The organism is Streptomyces sp. DH37, from assembly GCF_029813835.1.
Lineage (GTDB): Bacteria > Actinomycetota > Actinomycetes > Streptomycetales > Streptomycetaceae > Streptomyces.
In genome coordinates, this window is record NZ_JARVKV010000005.1 from 1 (window position 1) to 24,430 (window position 24,430).

Here is a 24,430-nt window from a genome sequence, read left to right on the forward strand (position 1 = left end):
GAAGACGCTTCGCGTCTTCCCCGCCGCCGGACGTTCAGGCCCCGGTCCCGGCCATCCGCCGCCGCAGGCTCAGGGGCCGCATGTCCGTCCACACGCGGTCGATGTGGTCCAGGCACTCCTGCCTGGACCCGCTGGTGCCCTCGGCGAACCAGCCGGCGGGCAGCTCGCGGTCCGCCCGCCAGATGGAGTACTGCTCCTCGTGGTTGCGGACGACCAGGTAGCCGGCCTCGTGGCTGTCGCTCATCGCGTCACGTCCTCTCGCACTCGCTCGGTCCACGGGGCCAGCGTGCCCCGGGGCCGCCGGCCGGCCACAGGGACAAACGCGCGGCGGTGTCCGCGCTCGTCGCCGCCTGTTCTTCTCTGGTGGCCCCGCCGCGCGCCCCGGCAGTGTGCTCCACGGCCGGACAGGGCCGAACCCTCCCGAGCCCGCCGAACCCCCTGGAAGGAGTTCCGCCATGTCGGACGTCCCGGAGAACGTGCATCTCCCCGCCGGGGGATGGCGGCTGTGGGAGCACTTCGCGCTGCGCGGCCCCGGCTTCCCCGCCGAGGGGGTGCTGAGGCTGGCCCCGCCCGGACTCGCCCTGGCGGCCGACAAGTTCGGCCCCCGGGAGGAGCTCGCCGGCCCGGAGTGGGAGGCCTTCGCCGAGGCGTTCTCCACGGCCGCCGTGCGCACCGCCGAACTGCTCCAGGAGATCGCCGCCACGCCCCGCTTCCGGGCGGCGGTGGCCTGGCAGAACCCGGCCGTGCTGCGCACCGGCATCGCGCCGTTCCTGAACTGGACGCCCACCGCGGCCGGGCGCACCAGCATGCCCCGCCAGCGCGAGGAGCTGGTGGCGCACTACTGGCAGCGCTTCTGCGTCAAGAACGACACCATCGGCTTCTTCGGCCCCGTCGGCTGGGGCCGCTGGGACCTGTCGGAGCGGGGCGTCGCCGTCGATCCCGGCGAGGGGTTCCTGGCCGACTCGCGGGTGTACTTCGCGAGCTGGGCCGTCGACGCGCTGGCCAGGTCGCTCGGCGAGGACCCCGCCCTGATGGCCTGGATACCGCCCTACCGGGTGTCGTTCGTGCGCGTCGCGGACGGAGCCGTACGGCTGCCGGGCCGGCCGCCGCAGCCGGTCACCGAGGTGGCGGGCACCGTACTGGGGCTGTGCGACGGCAGGCGGACGGTGGCCGCGATCGCCGAGGCGGCCGGCATCGGGGTGGAGGAGGCCGCCGAGACCGTGCGCCTGCTCGCCGGGAAGCGGTGGGTGCACTGGCGGCTGGACGTGCCGTCCGGCACCCACCCGGAGCGCGCGCTGCGGGACGTGCTCGAACGCGTCGGCGACCGGGAGGCGCGCGAACGCGCCCTGGCGGGGCTGGCCGTGCTGGAGCGCGGACGCGACGCGGTCCGGGCGGCGGGGACGGACGCCGACGCGCTCACCGCCGCCATCGGCGCCCTGGAGGCGGACTTCGCCGCGCTGACCGCGACCGGCGCCCAGCGCGCCAAGGGCGCGCGGACCGCGCCGTGCCGCGGCCTGGTCTACTCCGACGCCCGGCGCGCGGCCACGGCCACCGCCGGAGCGGCGCTCCTGGCGGAGCTGGCGCCGCTGGAGCTGTGCCTGACCGCGGCCCGCTGGATGACCAACCGCTTCGCCGAGGCCGTCGGCGCCCGCATCCGCGCGGTGTACGACCGGCTCAGGGCGGCGGGGGAGGCCGAGGGGACCGGGGGAGCGGTGGACCTGGGCACGCTGTGGCTGGAGTGCCTGCCCTCCCCGCACCCGAAGGCGGCCGACGACATCGCCGCGATCCAGGCCGAGCTGCGCGCCAGGTGGGCCCGCGTCCTGGAGGTGCCGACGGGGACGCGCCGGGTGCGGCTGGCCGGCGCCGACATCGCCGCGCGGGTGCGCGAGGAGTTCGGCGAGCCGGGCGCGGGCTGGTCGCTGGCCCGCTACGTCAGCCCCGACGTGCTGATCCTGGCCGAGGACCGCGAGGCGGTCGAGCGCGGCGACTTCGAACTGGTCCTGGGCGAGATGCACTGCGCCCTCAACACGATGGGCGCCTCGCTCTTCGTGCACCAGCATCCCGATCCGGCCGAGCTGGTGGCCGAGACCACGCGCGACTTCCCCGGGCCGAGGCTGCTGCCGATGCTGGCCAAGGAGCTGCCGCTGAAGTGGTCCGCGCGCAGCAGGCCCTCCCTGGAGCGGCCCGAGGACTACTGCGTGGCCCTGGTCGACCAGACCGGCGATCCGCACCGGCCGCGCACGGTCCTCAGCGCCGACGTCGCGGTCGAGGAGCGCGGCGACCGGCTGGTCGCCGTACTGCCCGACGGCGCGGAGTTCCCCCTCCTGGACGTCTTCGCCAACACCCTCACCCAGCGCGTGATGGACCGCTTCACCCTGCGCCCCGAGGGGGAGCACACGCCGCGGATCACCGTCGACCGGATGGTCGTGGCCCGCGAGACCTGGACGTTCCCGGTGGCCGACCTCGCCTTCGCCGCGGAGAAGGCCGAGGCCGGGCGCTTCGTACGGGCCAGGCAGTGGCAGCGCGAGCACGACCTGCCCCGCTTCGTGTTCGTCGTCTCGCCGGCCGAACCCCGCCCGTTCTACGTCGACTTCGACAGCCCCGTCTACGTGACCATCCTGGCCAAGGCGCTGCGCCGGCTGGCCCGCAAGGACCCCGGGGCCCGGGTGAAGGTCAGCGAGATGCTGCCCACCCCCGAGCAGGCCTGGCTGACCGACGACGAGGGCAACGCCTACACCTCCGAGCTGCGCTTCGTCGCCGTCGACCGGACGGTCACCGACCCGGCGTCCACCGTCCCCGCCACGGCCTCCGCCACCGCCTCCGCCACCGGGGAGGCGTGATGCGCACCTTCGTCGACGACATCGCCGGGCACGCCGCCCGCGACCCGCGCCGGATCGCCCTCACCACCCCCGACGGCGACATGACCTACGGCGAACTCGCCCGCCGGATCGACGCGCTGGCGTCCGTCCTGCGGGAGCGGGGCGCCGGGGCGGAGACGGTCTGCGCGGTGGCCGTACCGCGCGGCGCGGACGCCGTGGTGGCCATGGCCGCCGTCGTACGCTGCGGGGCGGCCTTCCTCACCCTCGACACCGAGCAGCCGCCCGCGCGGCTGGCCGCGCTCGTCCGCAGCGGCGGGGCCGACCTGCTGCTGACCGCCTCGGACCCGGCCGGCCGCCCCGACCTGCCGGTCCCCGGCCGGCCGGTGCCGGTGGACAGTGCCGGACCCGGTCCGTACGCGCCCGTCCCGGACGTCCCGCCCGGCCCGCACACCCTCGCCTACGTCAGCCACACCTCCGGCACCACCGGCGAGCCCAGCGCCGTGCTGATCGAGCACGGCGGCCTGGACTCCTATCTGCGCTTCGTCGTCCGCGACTACGGCCTGGGGCCCGGCACCGTGGCGCTCCAGGTCGCACCGCTGGGCTACGACGCCTCCATCAGGGACACCTTCGCGCCGCTGCTGGCCGGGGGGCGGCTGGTCCTGCTGCCCCGCGCCGAGCTGCTGCGGCCCGAGTCGTTCGGCGCCGCCGTACGCGCCCACGGCGTGACCGCGCTGCTGAGCGTGACCCCCTCCTTCCTGACCTTCCTGGCCGGACGGCCCGACGCGCACCGGCTGCTCGACGGGGTCGGCCTGGTCGTCTCCAGCGGCGAGTCGCTGCGACCCTTCCTCACCGCGGGCGGGCGCTCCCTGGTCCGGGGCCGCCTGGTCAACCAGTACGGCCCGACCGAGTGCACCATGACCTCCACCCGCCACGCCGTCCCCGCCGAGCCCGACACCGCCGCCGACATCGTCGGCACCCCCGTGGACGGGGTGGTGGTCCGCCTGCTCGGCGCCGACCTGGAGCCGGTGCCCGAGGGGACCGCCGGCGAGGTCTACATCGGCGGCGCCGGCGTGGCCCGCGGCTACCGGAACCGGCCCGCCCGTACCGCCGAGTGCTTCGTCCCCGACCCCTACGGCCCGCCCGGCGCCCGGCTGTACCGCACCGGCGACCTGGCCGAGGCGGGACCCGGCGGGCTGCGCTACCTCGGCCGGAGCGACCGCCAGGTCAAGATCCGCGGCCACCGCGTCGACCCCGCCGAGGTCGAGGGAGCCCTGCTGGCCCACCCCCGGGTGGCGCAGGCGGTGGTCACCGCGGGCACCGACGACCGGGGGCGCGTCCACCTCACCGCCCACGTCGCGGGCGATCTGGCGGACGTCACCGACGCGGCGCTGCGCACGCACCTGGGACGCACCCTGCCGCCGCACCTGATGCCCCGCCGGTTCGTACGGCTCGCCGAGGTGCCCACCACCCGCGGCGGCAAGGCCGACCGCCGGGCCCTGGCGGGCACGGGGCCCGGCACGGGGGGTGCCCCGTGACCACCGCCGTCGGACTCGACCCCGTCGACGTGCACCTCGCCACCCGCCGCATCGGCGCGCACGTGCGGCGCACCCCGCTGCTGCGGATGCCGCCGGGAGCGCCGGACGTGCTGCTGAAGGCCGAACACCTCCAGCACGGCGGCTCGTTCAAGATGCGCGGGGCCGCCAACGCCGTCCTCGCGCTGAAGGCCCGCCGCATCGTGACCGGCTCCTCCGGCAACCACGGGATCGCGCTGGCCAGGCTCGCCGCCGCGCTCCGCGTCCGGCTGACCGTGGTGCTCGCGGCCGGCGCGAACCCGGCCAAGGCCGCCCTGATCCGCGCCCTGGGCGCGGACACGGTCGGCGTGGCGGGGGGCGTCGGCGAACGGGAGGAGACCGCCCGGGCCCTGGCCGAACGGACCGGCGCGGTGTTCGTGCCCTCCTCCGACCATCCGCTCGTCGTCGCGGGCCAGGGGACGGTCGGCGCCGAGATCCTCGCCGACGCGCCCGGCACCGGCACCGTCTACGTCCCCGCCGGCGGCGGCGGACTGCTGGCCGGGATCTGCCTGGCCGCCCGCCACCACCCGGTGCGGGTGGTGGGCGTCGAACCCGCCGCGATGCCCCGCTACGCCCGCTCCCTGGCGGCCGGCCGGCCCCTGGGCCTGCCGTCCCGCGACACCGTCGCCGACGGGCTGCGCTGCCAGCGCCCCGGCGCGGTGCCCTACCCGATCGTCCGCGACCGCGTCGACGACATGGTCGCGGTCTCCGACGCCGACATCCTGGCCGCCGCGGACCTGCTGGCCCGCCACGGGGTCAGGGCCGAGCCCAGCGGAGCCGTCGCACTGGCCGGCGCGCTGCGCGACGGCGGGCTCGGCGCCCGGCGGAGCCGCCGGTCCGGTACGCCCGTCGCCGTCGTCTCCGGCGGCAACACCACCGCGGCCCTGAGGGCCGCCACCGCCCGACACCACCTGGAGGAGACCCCATGACCGCCACCGACCGCACCGCCACCGCCACCGCCGACACCACCGACCTGCTGGTCGCCGTCTACCGCGAGACCCTCGGCACGGCCGACCTCGACCGCGACAGCGACTTCTACGAGGTCGGCGGCGACTCCCTGACCGCCTTCCAGATCACCGGCAGGCTCCAGGAGGTCCTGGGGGTGGAGGTGCCGGTCTCGCTCGTCTTCGCCTACCCCACGCCCGCCGACCTCGCGTCCGTCGTCGACTCCGACTTCGTCCAGGCGTGAGGGGCAGACCGTGACCGACACCTACCTGCCCGGCGGACGCTGGCGGCTGTGGGAGCAGTTCGCGCTGCGCGGCCCCGGCTTCCCGGCCGCCGGAGTGCTGAGACTGGCCCCGCCCGGAGTGGCCGCCGCCGCCGACAAGTTCGCCCCGGACGACCACCTCGGCGGCGAGCGCTGGGAGGAGTTCGCCGCGCTCTTCGCCGACGCCGCGGTGGAGACCGCGCACACCCTCCAGGACATCGCCCGCACCCCCGCCTTCCGCGAGGCCGTGGCCTGGCAGAACCGGCCGGTGCTCGACTCGGGCGTCAAACCCTTCCTGAACTGGACGCCCACCGCGGCCGGGCGCACCAGCATGCCCCGCCAGCGCGAGGAGCTGGTGGCGCACTACTGGCAGCGGTTCTGCGTCAAGAACGACACCATCGGGTTCTTCGGCCCCGTCGGCTGGGGCCGCTGGGACGCCCGCACCGACGGGGTCCGCGTGGACACCGGCCGCGGCCTGGTCGCCGGCACCGAGGTCTACTGGGCCGGCTGGGCCGTCGACGCGCTCGCCGCCGTGATCGGCGCCGACCCCGCGCTGCGGGAGTGGACGGCGCCCCGGCGGGTGCCGTTCGTCCGCCTGGACGGCACCCGGGTCACGGTGCCGGGCCGGCCGCCCCAGGCCGTCGACGACGCGACCGCCGCCGTCCTGGCGCTGTGCGACGGCACCAGACCCGCGCGGGAGATCGCCGCCGCCCTGCCCCGCACCGACGTGCCCGCCGTGCTGGAGGACCTGGTGGCACGGCGCTGGGCGGTGTGGCGCCTGGAGGTGCCCGCCGGCACCCACCCCGAACGCGCCCTGCGCGCCTGGCTGGAGAGGGTGGGGGACCCGGCGGCGCGCGGGCGGGGCCTGGCCGCGGTCGAGTCCCTGGAGCGGGGACGCGCCCGGGTACGGGCGGCGCGCGGCGCGGACGCGCTGGTCACCGCCCTGGCCGGGCTGGAGGAGGAGTTCACCGCGCTGACCGAGACCGCCGCCGTGCGGGAGAAGGCGGCCGGGACGGCACCGTGCCGCGCCCTGGTGTACTCCGACTGCCGGCGCGCGGCCACCGCTCGCCTCGGACCCGCCGTACGCGACGCCCTCGCCCCACTGGAACCGCTGCTGACCAGCGCCGGCTGGCTCACCGCGCACCTGGCCGAGGCGGTGATGGGCCGGGCGAAGGAGGTGTACCGCGACCTGGCCGCACGCGGCCCGGTCGACCTGGCCTCGTTCTGGTTCGCCTGCATGCCCGTCCTGCACGGCGACGCCCGCACGGCCGCGGCCGGACTCCAGCGCGCCTTCCGCGCCCACTGGGAGGCGATCCTGGCGCCCCCGCCGGGGGCCCGCCGGGTACGGCTGGCGCTGGAGGACGTCGCGGGCCCGGTGCGCGAGCGGTTCGGCGGGCCGGGCGGCGGCTGGACGGCGGCCCGCTACCTCAGCCCCGACGTCATGATCGCCGCGGACGGGGCGGAGGCCGTCGCGCGCGGCGACTTCGAACTCGTCCTGGGCGAACTGCACCTGGCGGCCAACACCCTGGGCGCCTCCCTCTTCGTCCACCAGCACCCCGACCCCGGCGAACTGACCGCCCTCACCGACCGCGACCACCCCGGCCCGCGCCTGATGCCGCTGCTGCCCAAGGAGCACCGCTCCCGCCTGTCGGCCCGCATCCGGCACGCCCTGGTCCGGCCGCGGGACTACCAGGTCGCCCTGCTCGACTCCACCGCCGACCCCGGCCGGCCGCGCACCGTGCCGAGCGCGGACGTGGCGGTGCGCGAGCGGGAGGACGGCGAGCTGGCCGTCGTCCTGCCCGACGGGGCGGAGTTCCCGGCGGTGGACGTGTTCGCGCACGTCCTGACCACCCTGGCGATGGACCTGTTCCAGGTCCTGCCCGAGGCCGACCACTCCCCGCGGGTCACCGTCGACCGGCTGGTGGTGGCCAGGGAGACCTGGCGGATCGGCGCGGGCACGGTGGACTTCGCCGCCGAGAAGGACGAGGCCCGCCGGTTCGTACGGGCCCGCCACTGGCGGGAGGAGACGGGCCTGCCCCGCTTCGTCTTCGTCGTCTCGCCCACCGAGTCGCGCCCGTTCTACGTGGACTTCGACAGCCCGGTCTACGTGACCATCCTGGCCAAGGCGCTGCGCCGGCTGGCCCGCAGGGACCCGGGGGGACGGGTCGTGATCACCGAGATGCTGCCCACCCCCGAGCAGACCTGGCTGACCGACGACGAGGGCAACGCCTACACCTCCGAGCTGCGCTTCGTCGCCGTCGACGACACGGGGGAGGGAGCGTAGCGGCCCGGCCCCGTATCCGACCCCGACCCCACCCCCGTCCCCTCCCGCCGCGCGGCGGCCCCGCCGGAGACCCCGGCCGGGCCGCCGCGCGCACGCGTCCGCGAGGGGGGACGGACGCGCAGACGGCACTGCGCACGCGGCTGCGTCTTCTTCCCTGTCGGGAGGCCTCCCGCCGACGGCAGTCTTCGGGAAAACACCGCATGGAGGCCACAGTGACAGCAGGAGCCGCCCCCCACGGGGCCAGGAACGGTGACGACACCCCCAAGGCATCCTTCGCCCAGCGGCGGCTGTGGTTCCTGGACCAGCTCGCCGAAGACTCCTCCGACTCCCTGCTCCCGCTGGCGCTGCGCATCCGCGGCCCGCTGGACGTACCGGCCCTGGAGAGGGCGCTGACGGGCATCGTGGACCGGCACGAGGTGCTGCGCACCCGGTTCGCCGCCGCCGACGGCGAGCCCGCCCTGCTGGTGGACGGGCCGGGCGGGGCCGTGCTGGAGCACACCGAGGCCGGCAGCGCCGAAGAGCTGTTCGCCCGCGAGCTGGCCCGCCCGCTCGACCTGGCGACGCGGTATCCGCTGCGCATGACCCTCGCCCGCCTGGCGCCCGACGAGCACCTGCTGCTCCTGGTGGTCCACCACATCGCCGTCGACGGCTGGTCGTGGGACGTGCTGCTGCGCGAGCTGGCCGCCGGCTACCGGGGGGAGACCGTGCCCCCGCCCGCCCTGCAGTACGCCGACTTCGCCCGCGCCCAGGCCGAGCGGCTGAGCGGCCCCCGCATGGAGCGCCTGCTCGGCTACTGGCGCGACCGCCTGCGCGGCACCGCCCCCCTCGACCTGCCGACCGACCGGCCGCGTCCCCGCTTCTGGGACGGCTCCGGCGACGTCGTCCGCTTCACCCTCCCCGCCGACCTGGTGGCCGGGGTCGACAGGGTCGCCCGCGAGCACCGCGCGACCCGCTACATGCTGCTGCTCGCCGTCTACCAGGCCCTGCTGGCCCGCCGCACCGGCCGCACCGACATCGCCGTGTGCACCACGCTGGCCGACCGCGGCCACGCCGGCACGGCGGACCTGATCGGCCCGTTCGTCAACACCGTCGTCCTGCGCACCGACCTGTCCGGCGAACCCTCCTTCGGCGGCCTCCTGGAGCGGGTCCGCGCGAACGTGCTGAAGGACCTCTCGCACGCCGACGCCCCCTTCGACCACGTGGTGCGCGCGGTGGGCGGGGAACGCGACCTGTCCCGCCACCCGCTGGCCCAGGCCTCCTTCACCCTGCTCAACACCGCCCACCGGCCCGTCCACCTGCCGGGGCTGGACGTGGAGCTGGTGGCGCCGCCGCTCAACGGCACCACGATGGACGTCTTCCTCGACCTCGGCCTGCGCCCGGACGGCGGCATCGCCGCCCGCCTGCAGTACGCCACCGCCCTGTTCGACGCGGAGACCATGCGGGGGTTCGCCTCCGCCTACACCGGGCTGCTGCGCGCGGTCCTGGACGAGCCGCGGACTCCGGTGGGGGAGCTCGCCCGGCGCCTGGACCCCCTGCCGGACACGGCGGAGGCCCGGCCCGAAGCGCGGTGGAGCCGGGCCCCCGACCGTCCGGCCGCCCCCGCGCCGGCCGTCGCCGCGGCGGGCGAGCCGGACGCGCCGGCGCTGGTGTGCGCCGACCGGACGGTGAGCTACGCGGAGCTCGACGGGCTGACCGGCGGGCTGGCGTCCGCCCTGGCCGGTGCCGGAGCGGGCCGCGGGAGCGCCGTGGGCGTCCTGCTGCGGCGCGGGATCGGTTCGGTGGCCGCGATGCTCGCCGTCTGGCGGGCGGGCGGCGCCTATGTGCCCCTCGACCCCGAACTCCCCGCCGAGCGGCTGCGGTTCATGGTCGACGAGGCGCGGGTGGGCTGCGTCGTCGCCGACGCGGCGACGGCGGAGCGGGCCGCCGCGCTGGGCACGGCCGTCGTACGCGCCGACACCGCCGCCCCCGACCCCGGCGGCCCCCGCCACGTCCCCGACCCGCACGACCTCGCCCATGTCATCTTCACCTCCGGCTCCACCGGCCGGCCCAAGGCCGTCGGCGTCGAGCACCGCGCCCTGGCCTCCCACGTCGCCGCCGCCCGGGGCCGCTACGGCATCACCGCCGACGACCGGGTCCTGGCCTTCTCCTCGTTCTCCTTCGACGCCTCCCTCGACCAGGTGCTGCCCGCGCTGAGCTGCGGCGCACGGGTGATCGTCCGCCCCGACGAGCCGTGGCTGCCCACCCAGGTGCCCGAGGTCGTCGAGCGGCACGGCGTGACCGTCGTCAACGTCCCGCCCACCTACTGGAACGAGCTGGCGTTCTCCCTGGACCGCCGCGCCGCCGCGAGGCTGGCCACGCTGCGGCTGCTGATCCTGGGCGGGGAGTCCGTGCCGGCCGGCGCGCTGGCCGCCTGGCGGGCCGCGGTGCCCCACGCGCGGGTGTGCAACGCCTACGGCCCGACCGAGACGACCGTCACCTCGACCACGTACGAGATCACCGGGCCGGTCGACGGCCGGGTGCCGATCGGCCGCCCGCTGGGCTCGCGCCGCGTGTACGTGGTGGACGCGCAGGGGGAGCCCGTCGGCGTCGGCGTCCCGGGCGAACTGCTCATCGGCGGGCCGGAGCTGGCGCGCGGCTACCTGGGGCGGCCGGGGCTGACCGCGGAGCGGTTCGTGCCCGACCCCTTCGGCTCCGGCGGCGGCCGGCTCTACCGCACCGGCGACGTCGTCCGCTGGCTGCCCTCGGGCGACCTGGAGTTCCTCGGCCGGAGCGACGACCAGGTCAAGATCCGCGGCTTCCGCGTCGAACTCGGCGAGGTCGAGGCGGTCCTGCGCGGGTCCCCCGGCGTGGCCGCCGCCGCCGTCCGGCCCGACACCGCCACCGGGCAGACCCTGGTCGGCTACGTCGTGACCGGCACCGCCGGCACCACCGATGCCGCTGCCACCGACGCCGCCGACGACGCCGCCGATGCCGGGGCCGGACCCGGAGCCGCCGATCCGGCCGCGCTGCGCGCCTGGTGCGCCGAGCGGCTGCCGCACTACGCGGTGCCCTCCGACATCGTGCTCCTCGACGCGCTCCCCGTGAACGCCTCGGGCAAACTCGACCGGGCCGCGCTGCCCGACGCCCGCCCCGACCGCGCCGCCGGAGGCGCCGCCTACACCGCGCCCCGCGACGAGAGCGAGCGAATCATCGCCGCCGTCTGGGCCGACGTCCTCGGCGTCGAACGGGTCGGCATCGACGACGGCTTCTTCGACCTGGGCGGGCACTCCCTGCTCGCCACGATGGCGGTCTCCCGCGTCGCCGAACGCCTGGGCCGCGACGTCGAACTGCGCACCCTGTTCGAGAACCCCCGCATCCGCGAGTTCGGCCCGGCGGTGGCCGCCGCGCGGCAGGCGGCCGGAGCCGCCGTGACCCCCGTCGACCGCTCGGGCCCGCTGCCGATGTCCTTCGCCCAGGAGCGGCTGTGGTTCCTGGACCGCGCCTCCGAGGCGGGCGACGAGTACGTCCTGTGGTTCTCCTGGCGGATCCGCGGCGGCCTGGACCGCGCCGCGTGGCAGGCCGCCCTGGACGACCTGACGGCCCGGCACGAGGTGCTGCGCACCGCGCTGGTCGAGGTGGACGGCCGCCCCGCGCAGCAGGTCTGCGACCCGGCGGCGGTGCCGCTGGAGTGGCGGCACGTCCCGGAGGGCGGGGACGGGGCGGCCCGGCTGGACGCGGTGCGGGAGCAGGCCCACGCGCTCGCCACCCGCCGCTTCGACCTGGACCGCCCGCCGATGCTGCGCGCCGGGGTCTGGGAGCTGGGGCCGCGCGACCACGTCGCCGTCCTCGCCTTCCACCACGTGGCCACCGACGGCTGGTCCAAGGACGTCTTCACCGAGGAGCTGGCGGCCTGCTACCGGGCGCGCCTGGCGGGCCGGGCGCCGGTGCTGCCCGAACTGCCGGTGCAGTACGGGGACTTCGCGGTGTGGCAGCGCGACCGGGCCGAGGACGGGGCGCTGGAGGAGGAGCTGGACTACTGGGAGGAGGAGCTGAGGGACCTCCCGGTGCTGCGGCTGCCCACCGACCGGCCCCGCCCCACGGCCTGGTCGGGCCGGGGCGGCGCGGTCGAGGTGGGGCTGCCGCCCGGACTGGCCGACCGGCTGGACGCCTTCGCCCGCGAACACGGGGCGACGCGGTTCATGGTGCTCCTGGCCGCGGTGCAGACCGTGCTGGCCCGCTGGTCCGGCCAGCACGACGTGCCGGTGGGCACCCCGGTGGCCGGCCGCGGCCGGACGGAGCTGGAGCGGCTGGTCGGGTTCTTCGTCAACACCGTGGTGCTGCGCGGCGACCTCTCCGGCGCGCCCACCTTCGCCGACCTGCTCGGGAGGGTCCGCGCGACGGTGCTGGGCGCCTTCGACCACCAGGACGTGCCCTTCGAGAAGCTGGTGGAGCGGCTGCGGCCCGAGCGCGACCTGTCCCGCAACCCCCTGTTCCAGGTGATGGTCGACGTCCAGGAGAGCGCCGCGGCGGGCCCGCGCGTCGAGGGGCTGGAGGTGACCGGCTTCGCCCTGCCGTGGGCGTCGGCCAAGTTCGACCTGACCACCACCTTCCTGCTCTACCCCGACCGGTTCGCCCTCAACGTCGAGTACGCGGCCGACCTCTTCGACGCCGCGACCGCCACCCGGCTGGCCGAGCACGTGGCACGGGTGCTGACCGCCGTCCTGGCCGACCCGGACATCCCCGTCGACCGGGTGGACCTGCTCTCGCCCGCCGAACGCGCGCACCTGGTCGCCGCCGCGGGCGCGGACCGGCCCGCCCCCGAGGCGCCGCCGTTCGCCGTCGCGGGCGAGCCGGACGCGCCGGCGCTGGTCTGCGAGGACCGGACGGTGAGCTACGCGGAGCTCGACGGGCTGACCGGCGGGCTGGCGTCCGCCCTGGCCGGTGCCGGAGCGGACCGCGGGAGCCCCGTGGGCGTCTGCCTGCGGCGCGGGACCGGTTCGGTGGCCGCGATGCTCGCCGTCTGGCGGGCCGGCGGGGTGTACGTGCCCCTCGACCCCCGGCTGCCCGCCGAGCGGCTGCGGTTCATGGCCGCGGAGGCGGGGGTGCGCTGCGCGATCGGCGACGCGTCCACCGCCGCGGGCCTCGCCGCGCTCGGCGTGCCGGTCGTACGGGCCGACGAGGTGCGGTCCGCGCCGGACGCGCCCCGCCGCACGCCCGGCCCCCACGACCTGGCCTACACGATCTTCACCTCCGGCTCCACCGGCCTCCCCAAGGCCGTCGGCGTCGAGCACCACGCCCTGGACGCGCACGTCGCCGCCGCCCGCGAGCTGTTCGCCGTCACCGCCCGGGACAGGGTGCTGACCTTCGCCTCCTTCTCCTTCGACGCCTCCCTGGAGCAGATCCTGCCCGCGCTCAGCGCGGGCGCGACCGTGGTGATCCGCCCCGACGAGGTGTGGTCGGTGGAGGAACTGGCCGCACGGGTGCGCGCCGAGCGCGTCACCGTCATGGAACTCACCCCCTCCTACTGGGAGGAGGTGGTCGCCCGGCTGGAGACGGTCGCCGGCGACCTCGCGAGCCTCCGCCTGCTGGTCACCGGGGGGGAGGAGCTGCCCTCGGGACCGCTGGAGCGCTGGTTCGCGCACCTGCCCCACGTCCCCGTCGTCAACACCTACGGACCCACCGAGTCGGTCGTCTCGGCCACGGCCCACCCGGTCACCGGGCCGGTCGACGGCCGGGTGCCGATCGGCCGCCCGCTGGGCTCGCGCCGGGCCTACGTGGTGGACCCGCACGGGAACCTCGCCCCGCTGGGCGTCCCGGGCGAACTGCTCATCGGCGGGCCGGAGCTGGCGCGCGGCTACCTGGGGCGGGCGGCGCGGACCGCGGAGCGGTTCGTGCCCGACCCCTTCGGCTCCGGCGGCCGGCTCTACCGCACCGGCGACGTCGTCCGCCGACTGCCCTCGGGCGACCTGGAGTTCACCGGCCGGAGCGACGACCAGGTCAAGATCCGCGGCTTCCGCGTCGAGCCGGGCGAGACCGAGGCCGCGCTGCGCCGCCACCCCGGCGTCCACGCCGCCGCCGTCGTGGTCCGCGAACTGCGCGGCGAGCGCGCCCTGGTGGGCTACGTCGCCGGCCGCGGCCTCGACCACGGGGACCTGGCCGCCCACTGCCGTGCCCGGCTCCCCGGCTACCAGGTCCCGGCCGCCTTCGTCCTGCTCGACGCGCTGCCGCTGACCGTGCAGGGCAAGCTCGACACCGCCGCCCTGCCCGACCCCGAACCCCCCGCCCCCGCCGAGCACACGCCGCCGCGCACGCCCACCGAGACGGTGACGGCGCAGATCTGGGCCGAGGTGCTGGGCGTGCCCCGGGTCGGCGTGCACGACGACTTCTTCGCCCTCGGCGGGCACTCGCTGCGCGCCGTGGCCGCCGCGTCCCGCCTGCGGGCCGCCTTCGACTGCCCCATCCAGGTGCGCGACCTGTTCGAGCACCCCACCGTCGAGCTGCTCGCCGCCGAGGTGGAGCGGCAGCTCGTCGAACTGATCTCCGCGATGAGCGACGACGAGATCGACCTGTCCCTGACGGTGGACCACCAAGACTGAGATTGGACGGAACGCGTCATGACCACTTCGGAGATCCAGCCCGAGATCCGTCCCGAGGCCCGGCCCCGGGCGGCGCGCGCCGCACTGTCCCCCGCCGCCCGGCGGCTGCTGGAGCAGCGGCTCCGCGGCCTGGTGGACACCGCACCGGCCGCCGTGCCCCGGCTCGATCCGCGCCCCGACCGCGCGCCCCTGTCGGCCGCCCAGCAGCGCCTGTACTTCCTCGACCAGCTCGACCCCGGCGCGGCCACCTACCTGATGCCCGCCGCCTGGCGGCTGACCGGCCCCCTGGACACCGCCGCGCTCGACACGGCCGTCCGCGACCTCGTCGCCCGCCACGAGCAGCTGCGGGTGACCTTCCCCGCCCACGACGGCGTCCCCCACCAGCGCGTCCACCCCGCCGGCGGAGCCCGCCTGGAGACGGCGGACCTGACCGGCCTCCCCGGCCGGACCCTGGCCGAGGCCGTACGGGAGGTGGCGCTGCGCCCCTTCGACCTCGCCACCGAGACGCCCTTCCGGGCCACCCTGCTGAAGGCCGCCGACGACGACCACGTCCTGGTCCTGGCCATGCACCACATCGTCTCCGACGGCTGGTCGCTGGAGATCCTCGTCCGCGACCTGCGCGAGCTGTACCGCGCCGGGACCGAGGGCGGACCGGCCCGGCTGCCCGCGCTGCCGATCGACTACACCGACTACGCGGTCTGGCAGCGCGGCGCCGACGAGTCCGCCGCCCTCGACTACTGGCGCACCCGGCTGGCCGGCCTGACACCGCTGGAACTGCCCACCGACCACCCCCGCTCCGACACCCCCGGCCACACCGGCGCCGTGCACACCGCCGTGCTGCCGCGGGAGCTGTCGGCGGCGCTGACCGAGCTGGGGCGGCGCACCGACACCACCTCGTACATGACGGTGATGGCGGCGTTCCAGGCGGCGCTGGCCTTCCACAGCGGCCAGGACGACATCGCGATCGGCACGGTCGTCGCCAACCGGGAGCGGCCCGAGACCGAGCAGCTGGCCGGGTTCTTCGTCAACACCCTCGTCATGCGCACCGACCTGTCCGACGACCCCACCCCGGCGCGGCTGCTCGCCCGGACCCGCGAGAGCGTCCTGGGCGCCCTGTCCCACCAGGACCTGCCCTTCGAGCGGGTCGTCGACGAGCTGAGCCCGGAACGGGACCTGACCCGCAACCCGCTGTTCCAGGTGCTGTTCACCCAGGCCCCGGCCGGACAGGGCGCCTTCGCCCTCGGCGGCGCCACGGGCACGCCCTTCCGCATCGAGCACACCACCGCCAAGTTCGACCTCGCGCTGGAGCTGCGCGAGGACGGCGACCGCCGGGAGCTGGTCTTCGTCTACCGGCCCGACCTGTTCGCCGAGGAGTCCGTCGCCCGGCTGGCCGCGCACACCGTCGCCCTGCTGCGCGCCTTCGCCCAGGCTCCCGACGCCCCGCTGAGCACCGTCGACCCGCTCACGGACGCCGAGCGCGCCGCCCTGCTCGGCCCCGGCGGCCCGGCCGCTCCCGTACGGCCGGACGGACCGGCCCCGCGCACCGCCCCCGAGCGCCTGGCCGAGCACGTCGCCCGGACCCCCGGCGCCCCGGCCGTCAGCGGCGGCGGCCGGACGCTGACCTACGGGGAGCTGGACGCCGCGGCCTCCGCCCTGGCCCGCCGGCTGCGCGCGGCCGGCATCGGACGCGAGTCGCTGGTCGGCGTCTGCCTCGACCGCTCGGCCGACCTGGCCGTGGCGCTGCTCGGGGTGTGGCGGGCCGGCGCGGCCTACCTGCCGCTGGACCCCGCCCATCCGCGCGCCCGGCGCGAGTTCACCCTCACCGACGCCGGCGTCTCCTTCGTCGTCGCCGACGACACCGGCCGCGCGGCGGTCGAGGGGCTGCCGGTCGGCGTGATCCCGCTCGAAGCCGCCGACGAGCCCGGGCCCGCCGCCGAGGCCGGGCCCGACGCCGGCGACGTCGTTCCCGCGCCGGAGGACCTCGCCTACGTCATCTACACCTCCGGCTCCACCGGCCGCCCCAAGGGCGTGGAGATCACCCACGCCAACCTCGCCTGGCTGCTCGGCGCCGCCGACCGCCACTTCGGCTTCGGCCCGCGCGACGTGTGGACGCTGGTGCACTCGCCCGCCTTCGACTTCTCCGTGTGGGAGCTGTGGGGGCCGCTGACCAGCGGCGGCCGGGTGGTGGTGCTCACCGGCGAGCAGGTCCGCGACCCCGCCGCCGTCCACGCCGTCCTGCGCGAGGAGCGCGTCACCGTCCTCAACCAGACGCCCGCCGCCTTCAAGGGCCTGCGCGCCCATCTGGCCCAGGGCGGCCGGGACTTCTCCGACCTCGCCCTGCGCACGGTGATCTTCGGCGGGGACGCCCTCGACGTCCGCGACTACCGCGACTGGTTCGACACGCCCGCCGACCGCCGCCCCGAGCTGGTGAACATGTACGGCATCACCGAGACCACCGTGCACGTGACCCACCGGTCGCTGACCGCCGACGACGTCCACGCCCCGGCGCGCTCGCCGATCGGCCGACCGCTGACCGGCCAGCACGGCTACGTCCTGGACCGGTTCGGACGGCTGGTGCCGCAGGGCACGGTGGGCGAGCTCCACATCGCCGGCGGCGGCGTCGCCCGCGGCTACCGCAACCGTCCCGAGCTGACCGCCGAACGCTTCCCCACCGACTCCTTCGGCCCGCCCGGCGCCCGGATGTACCGCACCGGCGACCTGGTGCGCGTCCTGCCCGACGGCCAGCTCGCCTACGTCGGCCGCGCCGACCACCAGGTCAAGATCCGCGGCTACCGCATCGAGCCCGGCGAGATCGAGACCGCCCTGCGCGCCCAGCCCGGAGTGGCCGACGCCGCGGTGGTGGCCCGTCCCGGGCCGCACGGCGACGCCCGCCTGGTCGCCCATGTCGTCATGACCGAGGGCCGCCCGCTGGACGCGGCGGCGCTGCGCGACAGGCTGCGCCTGACCCTGCCCGACTACATGGTGCCGGCGCTGTTCGTACGCCATCCCCGGCTGCCGGTCACCGCCAACGGCAAGGTCGACCGCGCCGCGCTGACGGCGGCCGGGGGCGAGGACGCGCCGGCCCCGGCGGGGCACGTCCCGCCCTCCGGCGCGACCGAGGTGGCCCTGGCCCGCATCTGGGCGGAGGTCCTGGGCGCCGAACGCGTCAGCCGCACGGCCAACTTCTTCGACCTGGGCGGCGACTCCATCCTGGCCCTGCGGGTCATCGGCCTGGCCCGCTCGGCCGGCCTCGCCCTGAGCGTGGCCGACCTCTTCCGGGCCCGCACCCTGGCCGACCTGGCACGGTGCGCCACCGAGGCCGGGGAGGCCCCCGCCCCCGTCGAGCCGTTCTCCCAGCTCGACCCGGCCGACGCGGCCCGGCTGCCCGACGGGCTGGAGGACGCCTACCCGCTCACCATGCTCCAGGCCGGCATGCTCCACGAGATGCTCGCCGACCCGCGGCGCGGCGCGTACCACAACGTCACCGACCTGAAGATCACCGTCCCGGAGGGCTTCGACCTCGGCGCCTTCCAGGCCGCGGTGGACGCGGTGGTGCGCGGCCACGGCATCCTGCGCTCCTCCATCGACCTGACCTCCTACCGCGAGCCCCTCCAGCTGGTGCACCGCACCGCCGAGCTGCCGGTCGGCTACACCGACCTGCGCGCACTGTCCCCCGAGGAGCGGCGCGCCGCCGTACGGGCCTACGTGGAGGAGGAGTTCGAGCACCGCTTCGACCTGACCGCCGCGCCGCTGGTCCGCATCCACCTGCACCACACGGGCGACCACGAACTGCGGCTGGTCCTCACCGACTGCCACGTGGTCCTGGACGGCTGGAGCCTGACCTCGCTCGTGGCGGACCTGCTCGACCTGCACCGGCGCGCGGTGGCCGACGGCCGCCCGCCGGAACTTCCCCCCGCCCCCGCCTTCGCCGAGTACGTCGCCCTGGAGCGCGCCGCGCTGCGCGGCGAGGACGCGCTGGAGTACTGGCGCTCGGCCCTGGCGGAGCTGCGCCCCGTCCGCTTCGCCCGGCGCGGCGCCCCCGGCGGCCACGGTGAGCGGCCGGTCCACGAGGTGCGGCGCTCCTGGGCCGCGCTGGCCGAGAGGATCGGGCGGCTGGCCCAGGCGGCGGGGGTGCCCCGGCGCACCGTGCTGATCACCGCGTTCCACCACACCATGAGCCTGTTCGCCGAACGCGACGAGACGGCCGCCGGGCACTCCATCGGCCTGGTCACCAACGGCCGGCCCGAGGTGCCCGGCGCGGACCGGATGCGCGGGCTGTTCCTCAACACCGTGCCGTTCGGCGTCGAGCGGCCGAGGGGGAGCTGGCTGGAGTACCTGCGCGCGGTGTTCGCCGCCGAGCAGGAGATGCTGCCCCACCGCCGGATGCCGCTGGCCCGGATGGCGCAGCTGCGGCCCGGCGAACCGAACCCGGTCGAGGCCGTGTTCAACTACGTCAACTTCCACCGGCTCTCCCACGACACCTGGGACGAGTCCCTGGAGATCGCCAGGACCATGTTCCCGCTGCTGGTCAACGCGAGCGTGAACGGCTTCACCCTCGACGCCGACCCCGAGTACGTCGCCCCGGCCACCGCCGAACAGCTCGCCGACGTGCTGTGCGAGCGGATCGAGGCGATGGTCGCCGACCCGCACGCCCCGGTGACCCGCCCGGCGCTGACCGGAGCCGCCCGCACCACGGCCCTGCGGGAGTGGGGGAGCGGCCCGGCCCGGGACAACGGCCCCCTGCTCTTCCACGAAACGGTCGCCGGACACGCCGCGCGCACCCCGGACGCGGTCGCCGTCGTCCACGGCGAGCGGGAGATCGGCTACGCCGAACTGGACGAGGCGGCGATCCGGATCGCCCGGCGGCTGCGCGCGCTCGGCGTCGGCCCCGAGGCGGTCGTCGGCATCTGCGTCGACCGCGGCCCGGACATGGTGCGCGCCGCCCTCGGCGTGCTGCGGGCGGGCGGCGCCTTCCTCCCGCTGGACCCCCAGCACCCCACCGCGCGGCTGGAGTTCATGGCGTCCGACAGCGGCATGCGGGTGCTGGTCACCCAGACCGCGTTGGCCGGCGTGGTGCCCTTCGACGGCCCGGTCCTGGTCCTGGACGAGCCCGGCGCCCCCGACGGGCCCGCCGGCCGACCGGTGCCGCCGGACGCCGGGGTGAGCGCCGACAACCTGGCGTACATCATCTACACCTCCGGCTCCACCGGCACCCCCAAGGGCGTCGCGATCCCGCACGGCGGCCTGGTCAACATGGTGGAGGGGCAGCGCGACCTGGTCCGCCCGACCCCCGCCGACCGGGTGCTCCAGTTCGCGTCCTTCGGCTTCGACGCCTCCGTCCTGGAACTCACCTGGTCGCTGGCGAACGGCGGACGGCTGGTCACCGCGCCCAGGGAGGCCCTGCGCCCGGGCCCCGACCTGGCCCGCACCCTGCGCGCCCACCGCGTCACCGGGGCCATGCTGCCGCCGAGCGCCCTGGCGGTCCTGGGCGAGGACCGCTTCCCCGAGCTGAGGGTGCTCCAGGTCGCGGGCGAGGCCTGCCCCGCCGAACTGGCCGGGGCGTGGTCGCGCGGCCGCCGCTTCCACAACGTCTACGGACTGACCGAGACGTCGGTGTGGTCCGTCGCCGCCGAGCTGGAGCCCGGCGCGGGACGTCCGCCGATCGGCGTCCCGATGCGCAACACCAGCGCCCGGGTGCTCGACGAGGACATGCAGCCCGTGCCCACCGGGGTGCCCGGCGAGATCCACCTGGGCGGGCAGGCCGTCGGCCGCTGCTACCTGAACCGCCCCGCGCTGACCGCCGCGACCTTCGTGCCCGACCCGTACGGCCCGCCCGGCTCCCGGACCTGCCGCACCGGCGACCTGGGCACGCACCGTCCCGACGGCGCGCTGGAGTGGCTCGGCCGCCGCGACAACCAGGTCAAGCTGCGCGGTTTCCGGATCGAGCTGGGCGAGGTCGAGCACGCGCTGCGCGGACTGCCCGAGGTGCGGCAGGCGGTGGTGCTGCACCGCACCGACCTGCCGGGCGAACCGGCGCTGGTCGCCTACCTCGTCCTCCACGACGGAGCCGCCGCCTCCGTCGAGGACCTCGCCCGGGCGCTGCGCGCCGGCATGCCCGCCTACATGGTGCCCGCCCGGTTCGTCCTCCTCGACGAGATGCCGGTCAACCGCAGCGGAAAGATCGACAAGGGGGCGCTGCCGCTGCCCTCGGCCGAACGCGCCGAGAGCGGCACCGCCTACGCCGCGCCCGCCACCGACGCCGAGAAGGTGCTCGCCGAGGTGTGGCGCGAGGTCCTCGGCCTGTCCCTGATCGGCGTGCACGACGACTTCTTCCGCATCGGCGGCAGTTCGCTGTCCACCGTGCGGGTGGCCGCCCTGGCCGCCGAACGCGGCCTGCCGGTCTCGGTGCGCGACCTGATCGAGCGGCCCACCCTCGCGCAGCTCGCCGCCCACGCCGAGGAGTCGGCCGGACGGGCGGGCACGGCGGCCACCGCCGTCCGCTCCGAGGTCACGCTGCGGGAGGGCGAGGGCGCCCCGCTGTGGTGCGTGCACCCCACCGGCGGCAGCGCCGCGTGGTTCGTCCCCCTCGCCCGGCACCTGCCGCCGGGCCGCCCGGTGCGCGCCTTCCAGGCCCGCGGCCTGCTGGGCGGCGTGGACCCCGGCACGGTGGCCGGCATCGCGGCCAACTACGTCGCCGAGATCGCCGGGCACGGCGGGCACGGCCCCCACGACCTGCTGGGCTGGTCCATGGGCGCCAACATCGCCCTGGAGATGGCCACCCAGCTCCACGAGGCCGGCCACACCGTCGAGCCCCTGGTGCTGATCGAGCCCTACCTGCCCAACCCGGCGGCCCGCGCCAGGCTCACCGGAGTCGGCCGGGACATGCGCCGGGCGCTGCGGCTGCGCGACCGGCTGCGAGCCCTGCCGCCGTCACCCGAGCGCGAGAAGGCGGCGGCCGAACTCACCGCGCTGCTGCTGGGCGCGGGGATGAGCCCCGGCGAGGCCGCCCTGGTCGACAAGGCGCCGATCGAGGTGTGGCACTCGCTGCTCACCGCCCTGGCCGACTACCGGGTGCGGCCCTACCCCGGCCACGTCCACCTCGTGGTCGGCACCCAGGCCGCCGGGCTGCCCGACGGCGAGCCGATGCCCGGCCTCGACGTCGACTACCGCGCGTACGTGGCCCGCTGGCGCGAGACGGCCCTGGGCGGCCTGACCGTCCACGTCACCGAGGGCGACCACATGTCCATGCTCGCCGAGCCGCTGGTCGCGGACGTCGCGGCCCTGCTCGGCACGGTCGGAACGGAGGCCCGGCGATGACCCCGACCCCCACCGCAACCCCCACCGCAACCCCCACAGCCACTCCCACCGCAACCCCCACCGCCCCCGCCGCGGCCCGCTTCACCGAGCGGTACCTGCTCGACCCCGCCCTCAACGCCGACCCGTACGGCTACCTCAACACCCTGCGCGACCACGCCCCGGTCCACTGGAGCCCCATGCACCGGGCCTGGCTGGTCACCGGCTACGAGCAGGTCATGCGCTGCCTGCGGGACCCGGCGGTCTCCGCCGACCGGGTCCGCCCGCTGATGGACGCGGTCCCGCAGGGCGCCCGCGACGACGCCGAGCGCGCCTTCGGGATCCTCTCGCGCTGGATGGTCTTCAACGACCCGCCGCAGCACCGTCGGCTGCGCCAGGTCTTCCAGGAGCAGTTCGCCGCCCGCGCCGTCGCCCGCTACGGCGCCTTCACCGAGCGGGCGACCCGCGCGATGCTCGCCCGCCGCGCCGTCCCCGGCCGGAGCGGCGACATCGCCGCGGACATCGCCAGACCGCTGCCGGCCCTGGTCTTCGCCCGCTGGCTGGGCGTCCCCCAGGCGCACGCCCCCTCCTTCTGGTACTGGAACGCCCGCGTGGGCGACCTCGTCCTGGGCGCGGCCCAGGAGGAACGCGAGTACCGCACCTCGCTGCAGTCGCTGGTCAGCCTGGAGGACTACCTCGCCAGGCTGGTCGCCGAACGCCGCGCCGCACCGAAGGACGACCTGATCAGCTCCGTCCTGGCCGGCGGCCGGATCGGCGACTCCGTCAGCGAGGAGGAGTTCGTCGGGATGCTCACCCAGATGGCGTTCGCCGGCGGCGAGACCACGAGCAACCTCATCACCAACACCCTGCTCGCCCTGCTCGGCCGCCCGGACCAGCTCCGGGCGGTGCGCGCCGAGCCCGGACTGGTCGCCGCGGCCGTCGAGGAGACCCTGCGCCTGGACGGGCCCTCGAAGATGTCGATCCGCACCGCCGCCCGCGACACCGAGCTGGACGGCCGCACCATCCGCGCCGGGGACCGGATCTTCCTGGTCACCGCCGCCGCCAACCGCGACCCCGCCCGCTTCCCCGACCCGGACGCCTTCGACGTGCGGCGCGAGGGAGGCACCCACCTGGGCTTCGGCTTCGGCGCCCACTTCTGCATCGGCGCCGCACTGGCCCGGCTGGTGGCCTGCGCGGTCGTCGGCGTCCTCGTCCGCGACTACCCGGACCTGCGCCTGGACGGAACGCGGCACACCTGGCAGCTCTCGCTGCTCAACCGCAGCCTGACCGCCCTGCCCGTCCGCTACTGACACCGGCCGCCGCCGGGCCGCCCCTCCCGGGCGGCCCGGCGGCGGCCCGACGAAAGGTAAAGGTCCGACGATGGCGACCACCCTCACGGGCGCCGGCCCACGGTTGTGGGCCCCCGCCCGGCAGCGCCCCTTCCGCCTGCTGTGGCTGGGCCAGTCCCTGTCCCTGCTCGGCGACGGGTTCAGCTACATCGCGTTCTCCTGGATGACCCTCACCCTGACCGGCTCCACCCTGGCCCTCGGCTACGTGCTGACCTTCCAGGCGGTGCCCCGGGCCCTGCTGACCCTGGTCGGCGGATCGCTCGGCGACACCTGGTCGCCCCGCACCCTGATGGTCTGCTCCAGCTGGGCCAGGGCCGCCCTGATGGCGGCGGTCGGACTGGGCGGGCTGACCGGCACCCTCCAGCTGTGGATGCTGTGCGCGGCCGCCGCGGCCTTCGGCGCGGTCGACGCCTTCTTCCAGCCCGCCCGGGTCTCCGTCCTGCCCTCGGTGGTGGACAAGGAAATGCTCACCTCGGCCAACGCCCTGCTCGGCGTGGGCGCCCGGGTCTCCGCCGTCCTGGGCCCGGCCGTCGGCGGCCTCGTGGTCGCCCTCTCCGAGGCGCCCGTCGCCTTCCTCGTCGACGCGGTGTGCTTCGCGCTGTGCGGCCTGTGCGTCGCCCGGATCCGCACCGCCCCCCGCGAACCGGAGGCGGCCGACCCGGACTCCGGCGCGCCGGCGGCGGAGCGGGAGGCGGGGGACTCGCTGGTCGCCCGCATCCGGGCCGGGCTGCGCCACGCCTGGCGGGACCCGCGCATCCGCACCATGCTGGCCGTCGACACGGCGGTGAACTTCTGCTACGCCGGGCCGTTCACCGTCGGCTTCGCCACCCTGGCCCGGACCACCCTGGACGGCGGCTCGACGACGCTGGGCCTGCTCAACGGGGCGCTGGCGGGCGGGGCCATCCTGGGCACCCTCGCGGGCGGCGCCGTCGGCGGCCGGCCCCGGGTGGGACTGCTGATCGCGGGCCTGGCCGGATGGCTGGCCGCCGGAATGGCCCTGCTCGGCATCCTGGACCACCCCGTCGCGGCGGTCGCGACGGTGCTGGCGATGGGCTTCGCCATCGGCTTCCAGGGGGTCTTCGGGCTGAGCTGGATCCAGCGCAACATCCCGCAGTCGGTGCTCGGCCGGGTGATCTCGGTCGACATGGTCCTCGGCTACGCCGTCGCGCCGGTGTCGCTCATCGCCTGCGGCGCCCTGGCCCAGGTGGGCACCGGCGTAATGTTCGCCGGCGTCGCCCTGGTCCTGGCGGTCACCGCGCTGGGCGTGCTCGGCTCCGGCGCGGTGCGCGCGATGCGGTGACCCGGCGGCCGGGGCGCTTCCGGTGTCCGGCG

Annotated in this window: 10 protein-coding genes; 9 read left to right on the forward strand and 1 reads right to left on the reverse strand. The window is 76.5% G+C overall.

Going from position 1 to position 24,430, the window contains the following annotated elements:
• Positions 1-34: 34 nt before the first annotated feature.
• Positions 35-244, reverse strand: a complete 210-nt coding sequence (locus QC029_RS04130; RefSeq protein ID WP_279553968.1) for an MbtH family NRPS accessory protein — start codon at positions 242-244, stop codon at positions 35-37.
• Positions 245-455: 211 nt separating this feature from the next.
• On the opposite strand from QC029_RS04130, the gene QC029_RS04135 reads away from it, so the two are divergent.
• The 9 genes from QC029_RS04135 (at position 456) to QC029_RS04175 (ending at position 24,398) form a co-directional block, all read left to right on the forward strand.
• A complete protein-coding gene (locus tag QC029_RS04135) occupies positions 456-2,840 on the forward strand; it encodes a lantibiotic dehydratase (protein WP_279553969.1) in 2,385 nt (794 codons plus the stop codon).
• Positions 2,840-4,354 (forward strand): amino acid adenylation domain-containing protein, encoded by a 1,515-nt coding sequence (locus tag QC029_RS04140; RefSeq protein ID WP_279553970.1) that lies wholly within the window; start codon positions 2,840-2,842, stop codon positions 4,352-4,354. Before QC029_RS04135 ends, QC029_RS04140 begins: the two co-directional genes overlap by 1 nt.
• The gene (locus QC029_RS04145; protein WP_279553972.1) at positions 4,351-5,319 is read left to right on the forward strand and encodes a pyridoxal-phosphate dependent enzyme; all 969 of its coding nucleotides are present in this window, start codon (positions 4,351-4,353) and stop codon (positions 5,317-5,319) included. The genes QC029_RS04140 and QC029_RS04145 overlap by 4 nt, the downstream gene beginning before the upstream one ends.
• The gene (locus QC029_RS04150; protein ID WP_279553973.1) at positions 5,316-5,579 is read left to right on the forward strand and encodes an acyl carrier protein; all 264 of its coding nucleotides are present in this window, start codon (positions 5,316-5,318) and stop codon (positions 5,577-5,579) included. Before QC029_RS04145 ends, QC029_RS04150 begins: the two co-directional genes overlap by 4 nt.
• 10 nt (positions 5,580-5,589) lie before the next feature.
• The gene (locus tag QC029_RS04155) at positions 5,590-7,881 is read left to right on the forward strand and encodes a lantibiotic dehydratase (protein ID WP_279553975.1); all 2,292 of its coding nucleotides are present in this window, start codon (positions 5,590-5,592) and stop codon (positions 7,879-7,881) included.
• A gap of 212 nt (positions 7,882-8,093) precedes the next feature.
• On the forward strand, positions 8,094-14,456 hold the full coding sequence (locus QC029_RS04160; protein ID WP_279553976.1) for a non-ribosomal peptide synthetase: 6,363 nt from the start codon (positions 8,094-8,096) through the stop codon (positions 14,454-14,456).
• An 18-nt stretch (positions 14,457-14,474) separates the two neighbouring features.
• Complete coding sequence (locus QC029_RS04165; RefSeq protein ID WP_279553977.1) at positions 14,475-21,773, forward strand: non-ribosomal peptide synthetase; 7,299 nt, start codon at positions 14,475-14,477, stop codon at positions 21,771-21,773.
• Positions 21,770-23,059, forward strand: coding sequence for a cytochrome P450 (locus QC029_RS04170; protein ID WP_279553978.1), 1,290 nt, complete (start codon positions 21,770-21,772; stop codon positions 23,057-23,059). Before QC029_RS04165 ends, QC029_RS04170 begins: the two co-directional genes overlap by 4 nt.
• Positions 23,060-23,129: 70 nt before the next feature.
• The gene (locus QC029_RS04175; RefSeq protein WP_279553979.1) at positions 23,130-24,398 is read left to right on the forward strand and encodes an MFS transporter; all 1,269 of its coding nucleotides are present in this window, start codon (positions 23,130-23,132) and stop codon (positions 24,396-24,398) included.
• The last annotated feature ends 32 nt before the right edge of the window (positions 24,399-24,430 follow it).